At 38.0% G+C, this 7,559-nt stretch carries 7 protein-coding genes; all 7 read left to right on the top strand.

Translation table 11 applies throughout. The annotated features are described in order from the left end of the window. Positions 1 to 566 (top strand): MBL fold metallo-hydrolase (locus J1E28_RS07385; protein WP_291028324.1); only part of this gene is annotated, 566 nt, incomplete at its 5' end. Positions 567 to 642: 76 nt separating this feature from the next. Continuing rightward, on the top strand, positions 643 to 1,092 hold the full coding sequence (rplI, locus tag J1E28_RS07380; RefSeq protein ID WP_291028322.1) for a 50S ribosomal protein L9: 450 nt from the start codon (positions 643 to 645) through the stop codon (positions 1,090 to 1,092). 1 nt (position 1,093) lies between these two features. Then, positions 1,094 to 1,636 (top strand): ATP-dependent protease subunit HslV, encoded by a 543-nt coding sequence (gene hslV, locus J1E28_RS07375; RefSeq protein ID WP_291028319.1) that lies wholly within the window; start codon positions 1,094 to 1,096, stop codon positions 1,634 to 1,636. 10 nt (positions 1,637 to 1,646) lie between these two features. After that, complete coding sequence (gene hslU, locus J1E28_RS07370) at positions 1,647 to 2,975, top strand: HslU--HslV peptidase ATPase subunit (RefSeq protein WP_291028317.1); 1,329 nt, start codon at positions 1,647 to 1,649, stop codon at positions 2,973 to 2,975. An 8-nt stretch (positions 2,976 to 2,983) separates the two neighbouring features. Further along, entirely contained in the window at positions 2,984 to 3,910 is a 927-nt protein-coding gene (gene era, locus J1E28_RS07365) for a GTPase Era (protein WP_291028315.1), read from the top strand. 22 nt (positions 3,911 to 3,932) lie between these two features. Next, the gene (locus J1E28_RS07360) at positions 3,933 to 4,943 is read left to right on the top strand and encodes a L,D-transpeptidase family protein (protein WP_291028313.1); all 1,011 of its coding nucleotides are present in this window, start codon (positions 3,933 to 3,935) and stop codon (positions 4,941 to 4,943) included. A 67-nt stretch (positions 4,944 to 5,010) separates the two neighbouring features. Next, positions 5,011 to 7,559: MFS transporter (locus J1E28_RS07355; protein WP_291028311.1), on the top strand; the 2,549-nt coding region annotated here is incomplete at its 3' end.

The raw sequence follows: 7,559 nt of genomic DNA, 5'->3' as shown, positions 1-7,559 counted from the left end.
TTGTTGATACTGGCTTTGCTGATACTTTAGAAAGTCTTAAAAATGCACTCAAACAAGCTAAGCTTAAGCCTAATGATATAAGTCATATTATCATCACTCACGCGCACCCTGATCATATTGGTGCTTTTATGAGCAAAAAAAATCCTTTTACAAAGGCTCAAGTCCTCATTGATGAAAAAGAATATGAATATTGGACAACAAGTGGAGCGAATGAAGAAATTAAAAATGCTCTCAAATCAATCAAGAATAAAGCATTTTTTGATCATAGTAAGAAACTCATTAAAGATGATTCTATCATCTCTGCAATTCCTGCTTATGGGCATACTCCCGGGCATAATATGATTATGTTACAAGATAAGGACACGCAGCTTATTTTTTGGGCAGATTTGCTTCACGCCTTTGATGTGCAAACAAAGCAGCCTAATATTTCTGTGAGTTTTGATACCGATGCTAAAAAAGCCGCTCAAACTCGCACTCAATTTTTAAAGCAATTTAAAAAAGATAAATCTCAAGTCGTAGGTAGCCACGTGCCTTTTATTGAGCCTGTGGTGCTTAAGCAAAAATAGCTTTTAGTTTTTGTTTATGGAGATAACATAGAGTTTTATAGCGCAGATTCTAAATTGTGTGAGATTTGGAGAGAGAATGAAAGTTTTATTACTTGAAGATGTGAAAGGTTTAGGAAAAAAAGGCGAAGTTTGTGAGGTTAAAGATGGCTATGGAAAAAATTTTCTTATTGCTAAAGGCAAGGCACAGCACGCAACAAATGAGGTAATTAACAAATACAAGGCAGAGCTTAAAAAACAACAAGAATTAGAGGCTTTAGAAATAGCACAACTTCAGCAGATAAAACAAAGTATAGAATCTTTAAAGCTTATCTTGCATAAAAAGGTTGGGAATAATGAGGTGCTTTTTGGCTCGATTACAAAAGATGAGATTGCTCTTGCTTTGAGTGAGCATAAAGTATATGTTGATAAAAAGCATATTGAAATACCTCAAGCTATTAAGCACACAGGGGCATTTGAGGTGCAAGTCAAACTTGGGCATAGTATCAATGCGACACTTAAGCTTGTCGTAGAGGCGTTAAAGGGGTAAAATGTTTGAGGCAACAACCATACTCGGTTTTAGAGGAGAATATGAGGGGAAATCATATGCTATTATCGGCGGAGATGGGCAAGTAACCTTTGGAAATTGCGTGATGAAGGGTAATGCCACAAAAATCCGCACGCTTTATAATGGACAGATTCTCAGTGGTTTTGCAGGAAGCACTGCCGATGCTTTTAGCCTTTTTGATACTTTTGAACGTATTTTGGAGGGACGCAAGGGCGATTTGGTGCGCAGTGTGCTAGAGTTTGCAAAACAATGGCGAAGTGATAAATATTTGCGCAAACTCGAGGCAATGATGATTGTATTAAATAAGGAGCATATTTATATTTTAAGCGGGAGTGGTGATGTGCTTGAGCCAGAAGATGGCAAAATCGCAGCTATTGGTAGTGGTGGTAATTATGCCCTAAGTGCAGCGAGAGCTTTAAGCGCGCATAGTTCTTTGCCTCCTAGAGAGCTTGTAGAGCATTCATTGCGCATTGCAGGAGAGATATGTATTTATACCAATACTCAAATTAAGATTTTAGAATTGTAATGGAGTGTAGATGAAGGAGAATATGACCCCAAAGGAGATAGTGAGCTATCTTGATGGCTATATTATTGGTCAGCACGAAGCAAAAAAGGCAGTCGCTATTGCTCTAAGAAATCGATATAGAAGAATGAAGCTTGATAAAGAAGTGCAAGAAGAAATTACGCCAAAAAATATTCTTATGATTGGCTCAACAGGGGTTGGTAAAACAGAAATTGCAAGAAGAATGGCAAAAATGATGGGACTGCCTTTTGTAAAGGTGGAAGCAAGTAAATATACCGAAGTAGGATTCGTGGGGCGCGATGTGGAATCTATGGTAAGAGATTTAGTCCTAGCAAGTGTGAATCTTGTCGAAAATGAGCATAGACAAAAGGCTCAAGCACAGATTAATGATTATATCATTGAAAAAATTACCCAAAAATTACTCCCGCCATTGCCAAGCGGTGTGAGTGATGCAAAAAAGAAAGAATATGAAATCAGTTTTGCAAAAATGAAGCAATGCGTGATTAAGGGTGAATATGATGAGCGAATAATTGAAATAGAAGTGAGCAAAAAACCCCAAATGAGTGATGATAATCTCCCCCCAGATATGATTAAAATGCAAGAATCTATTTTTAAAGTATTAAATGTTACTCAAGATAAAGTCAAAAAAGAAATGAGTGTGAGAGAGGCGAAAGAAGCCTTAGCGACTGAAGCAACAGAATCTGTGCTTGATGCGGAGAGTATTCGCGCAGAGGGCTTAAGGCGCGCAGAACAAAATGGCGTGATTTTTATTGATGAGATTGATAAGGTGGCATTAGGGCATAAGGATAGCTCAAGGCAAGATCCAAGCAAAGAGGGAGTGCAACGCGATTTGTTGCCGATTGTAGAAGGAAGTGTCGTCAATACTAAATATGGGCAGATTAGGACAGATTATATTTTATTTATTGCAGCGGGGGCGTTTCATTTTAGTAAGCCAAGTGATTTGATTCCAGAATTGCAAGGACGTTTTCCTTTGCGTGTGGAGCTAAGCACGCTTGATGAGGAGAGTTTGTATCAGATTCTTACTCAAACCAAAAGCTCCCTTTTGCGTCAATATCAGCTTTTGCTTGATACAGAAAATATTAGGCTTGAGTTTAGCGATGAAGCTATTAGAGAATTAGCGCGACTTTCGCATAATGCTAATGAGCGCACAGAGGATATTGGCGCAAGACGTTTGCATACCACAATTGAGCGCGTTTTAGAAGATATTAGCTTTGATGTGGATAAATATCAGGGCAAAGAGGTTGAAGTAAGTGCAGAAATGGTAAGAGAGGCATTAGCAGATTTGGTTGAAAATGTCGATTTGGCGCGTTATATTCTTTAAGAATCTTTATGAGCGCACATATTTCTTCAAATAATAGCGATGATTTTAGCACTCGTGCCGGATTTGTTGCTACACTTGGCAGACCAAATGCGGGGAAATCTACCTTGCTCAATCATCTTTTGGGAGAGAAAATTGCCCTTGTTTCTCATAAAGCAAATGCCACACGCAAACAGCTCCAAATGATTGTGCCTTATGCACCATTGCAAGCACAGATTGTTTTTGTAGATACGCCCGGGATTCACCATAAAGAGAAGCTTTTAAATCAATATATGCTCTCACAAGCTCTTAAGGCTATGGGTGATTGCGATTTAGCTCTTTATCTTGCGCCTGTGAGTGATGAGGTAATCCATTATGAGCATTTTTTACATCTAAGTGAAGGATTGCCTCATTTGCTTCTTTTGACAAAAATTGATACTTGCACCAAAGAGCAGCTTTTGCAAAAAATTGCGCAATATCAAGCGTATGAGAAGTATTTTCTCTCACTTTTGCCAATTAGTGTGAAAAAAGGATTTGAGAGAGAGCGGCTTTTGCACCAAATCGCAATGCACTTGCCAACTTCACCTTTTTTTTATGATGCCAAACTCCTTACACCAACACATCTTAAAGAAATTTATAAAGAAATGATACGCGAGAGTTTGTTTGAGAATCTAAGTGATGAGATTCCCTATGAAGCTGATGTAGTCATAAAAAGTTTTGAAGAGGGCGCAAAGCTTGATAGAATCCACGCTCATATTATTGTAGAAAAGCAAAGCCAAAAGGCAGTGGTAATTGGCAAGGGAGGAAGCGGTATCAAACGAATAGGTATTTGTGCGCGAAAAAAAATAAGCTCTTTAAGCAATAAGGATATTTTTTTGAAGCTTGATGTAGAGGTGCATAGGGGCTGGAGTAAGCAAAAAGATATATTGAAAAAAATAGGATATGATTTTATGGAATAAATCAAAAAAAGGAGTAGGGAGAATGAATAATTTTAAACAATGGTTTTTATGTATGGCTATTATGGGATTTTCAAGTCTTTATGCCCTTGATACACAACTTATGAATCTTGTGAGTGAATATAAAAAAAATGGTATCAATGCGATAGAATCTAAGCTTGAGGGGTATCTCACAAATAAAGAATATTGGGCAGAATATCTTAAAGAAAATGCCACAGAATATGGATATTTTGAGAATCTGCGATTTTTATTTGTCTCAAATAAAACTGCTCCTTCTTTGACGCTTTATGAATTACAAAATGCGAAGCTCAAGGAGCTTGGCACTTCAAGTGCGCTTGTAGCAAAGGGTAAGGGTAATAAGAAAAAAGAGGGTGATTTGACAACTCCTATAGGCTCGTATGATTTAAATGCGCGTTTAACGGGGCTTGATCAGTATTATGGACCGCTTGCATTTTCCACAAGCTATCCTAATGTATATGATAGATCCCTAAAAAAGACGGGTGGGGGTATTTGGATTCACGGCTTACCACTTAATGGCAATAGAGAGGAGCTTAATACACGCGGTTGTATTGCTATTGATAATGAGATACTCAAAAAATATGATAAGCTGATTGATTGGAAAAAAACGATGCTTATTACTTATGAAGACAAGTTTAAGGCAGCGAGCATTGATGAACTCGCTCTTGTGCTTGCGAGTTTGTATCAATGGAAAAGCGTATGGCAAAAAAGTGATTTGGCAACTTATTTAAGCTTTTATGATGAGCAAAATTTTTATCGCCCCGATGGTATGAGTTTTAAGGCATTTAGGGAGCATAAAAAGAATGTTTTTGCCAAAAATGAGGCAAAAAACATACGCATTTCTGATATTAATGTCTCTATATATCCAAATGAGGAACATCGTAATATGTATCGTATAAGCTTTATGCAAGACTATAAAGCTTATCTCAATGGCAAAATAAGCTTTAGTTCGGTTGGTATAAAAGATATGTATGTGCTTGTAGAAAATGGCAAAGTAAAGATTCTAAGTGAGCAATAAAGGATAAAAGCAGTTAAGATTCGTATATTTTTGTGGCTATCAAAAGTGCGAAAAAGAGGAGACATTAATGAAAAGGCTATGGAATATAAAAGGGTTTTTGCCCTTTATTGCCGTGGCATTTCTCAATGCCTTTATGGATTTGGGACATAAAATTACCATTCAAAACACACTCTATAAAGTCTATGATGGCAGTGAGCTTACATTTCTTACAAGTCTTATTAATGCGCTGATTTTACTTCCTTTTATATTGCTTTTTACTCCTTCAGGATTCCTTGCGGATAAATTTCCTAAAAATATTACTATGCGCGTATGTGCGTGGTTTGGGTTAGCCTTAAGTATTGTAATTACATTATGTTATTTTTTGGGTTATTTTTGGTTGGCATTTGTTGCTACTTTATTTATGGCAGCCCAATCAGCGATTTATTCTCCTGCAAAATATGGTTTTATCAAGGATTTGGTAGGAAAAGACTTGCTTGCGTGGGGAAATGGTGCAATGCAGGCAGTAGCGATTGTGGCAATTTTGGCAGGTATGAGTGTTTTTTCACTTTTATTTGAAATGTTTTATGCGATAAATGATTTAGGATTTTTTGCACAAAAAGGTGAGATTTTACAAAGTGTTGCGCCACTTGGCTTTATGCTGATTGTTTGTGCGGTTTTGGAGGTGCTGTTATGCTATTATTTGCCCACGCTCACAGAGCGCACAGAGGATAAGTTTGATAAGCAGTCTTACCTTCAAGGAAAATTACTTAAGCATAATCTTAAGCTTTTGTATGCTCATCGTAATATTTGGCTCTCTGTGGTGGGGATTGCTGTATTTTGGTCTATCTCTCAACTCCTCTTGGCAACTTTTCCAACTTATGTCAAAGAGCATTTTTTAGAGCTTAATACCTTTAAGGTGCAAATGATTATTGGTTGCTCTGGATTTGGCATTATCATAGGCTCTATTATTGCTGGGCGACTTTCAAAGCAATACATTGAAACCGGGCTTATCCCCATTGGTGCGGGACTTGTGTGCATAACGACTTTATTAATTCTTAGCTTTTCTTCGCTTATCCCTTATGCTGTAATCTTTTTTCTCTTCGGTATGGGCGGTGCGCTTTTTATTGTCCCACTTAATGCCCTCATTCAATTCCACGCTAAAGAGGGTGAGTTAGGGAAGATTCTAGCTGGCAATAACTTTGTGCAAAATATTACAATGCTCCTTTTTTTGCTTATTGGCACTTTGGCTTCTTTGGGCGGCATTAGCGTTACCTATCTGTTTTATTTTTGTATGCTTGTTGCACTTGGTGGGACGATTTATGTCGTGCGTCTTTTACCTTTTTCACTCGTAAGAATGCTCATTACTCTTGCGTTTTTACAAAGGTATCGCCTGAATGTAGAGGGTTTTGAAAATATCCCCGAACAAGGTGGTGTATTGCTTTTGGGGAATCATATTTCTTTTATTGATTGGGCGATTGTGCAGCTTGCTTTGCCACGAAAAGTATATTTTGTAATGGAACGAAGCTATTATGATAGGTGGTATATTCGTATTTTTTTAGATATGTTTGGTGTGATACCTATTTCGCATACAGGGAGCAAGAAAGCTTTAGAATCTATTGCTACACAACTTGCTAATGGACATATGGTGTGCCTTTTCCCTGAAGGAGCAATCTCGCGACACGGGCATTTAAATGCTTTTAAAAATGGCTTTGAACTAGTTGCAAAACACTTGCAGCCTCATCAAGCTGTGATTTTACCTTTTTATATTCGGGGGTTATGGGGAAGCGCGTTTTCTCGTAGTAATGAAGGATTCCAAGAGAGGCGTAAAAGCTTTGCGAAAAGAAGTATTACAATCGCCTTTGGCGCTCCTCTTGATATTCACACGAATGCAGAACGTGTGAAGGCAAAGGTTTTTGAGCTTTCATTCCGCGCGTGGGCTACACAATGTAATGCGCTCTCAACCATTGGCGCGATGTGGGTGGATAGTGCGAAAAAATGGAATACCGAAGTCGCTATTATAGATAGTGCAAGTGGGGCAATGAGCTACACAAGAATGCTCGCCCTTAGCCTCATTCTCTCTCGTCTTTTTGGCATACAGACACAAGGGCAACAAAATATAGGTATTCTTTTACCCGCTTCACTTGCAAGTGTTTTGTGCAATCTCTCTTTACTCATAGCAGGAAAAACGATTGTGAATCTAAATTTTACTGCGGGGCAAAACGCACTCTTCTCTGCTATACAATCTGCGCAAATGGATACTATTTACACTTCTAGGCAGTTTATGCAAAAGCTTGCAAATAAAGGTGTAGCATTGCAATTTCCTCCTAATGTGCGCGTATTTTATATGGAGGATATTATAAAAGGGGTAAAGCAAAAGAAGATTGATTTTATTTGCAAAATGGCTCAAGCTGTGTTATTACCCTCTTTTATGCTTAAATGGATATATGTCAAACCTCGTAAAAATACCAATGTAGCGGCGATTCTCTTTAGTAGTGGGAGTGAGGGGAAGCCAAAGGGCGTGATGCTTTCGCATTTAAATATTATGAGTAATATTTTGCAAATTTCTGATGTGATTCACGCGCGTGATGGGGATTGTATTCTTTCATCTTTGCCGCCATTTCACGCTTTTGGATTAAC

Source organism: Helicobacter sp. (genome assembly GCF_022511165.1).
In the GTDB taxonomy this organism is placed as follows: domain Bacteria; phylum Campylobacterota; class Campylobacteria; order Campylobacterales; family Helicobacteraceae; genus Helicobacter_C.
This window is presented reverse-complemented; position numbering and strand designations above follow the sequence as displayed.

Coding starts and splice junctions, on each gene's coding strand:
- J1E28_RS07360 (WP_291028313.1), top strand. CDS start 3,933: ATGAATAATTTTAAACAATGGTTTTTATGTATGGCTATTATGGGATTT.
- hslV (WP_291028319.1), top strand. CDS start 1,094: ATGTTTGAGGCAACAACCATACTCGGTTTTAGAGGAGAATATGAGGGG.
- rplI (WP_291028322.1), top strand. CDS start 643: ATGAAAGTTTTATTACTTGAAGATGTGAAAGGTTTAGGAAAAAAAGGC.
- era (WP_291028315.1), top strand. CDS start 2,984: ATGAGCGCACATATTTCTTCAAATAATAGCGATGATTTTAGCACTCGT.
- hslU (WP_291028317.1), top strand. CDS start 1,647: ATGAAGGAGAATATGACCCCAAAGGAGATAGTGAGCTATCTTGATGGC.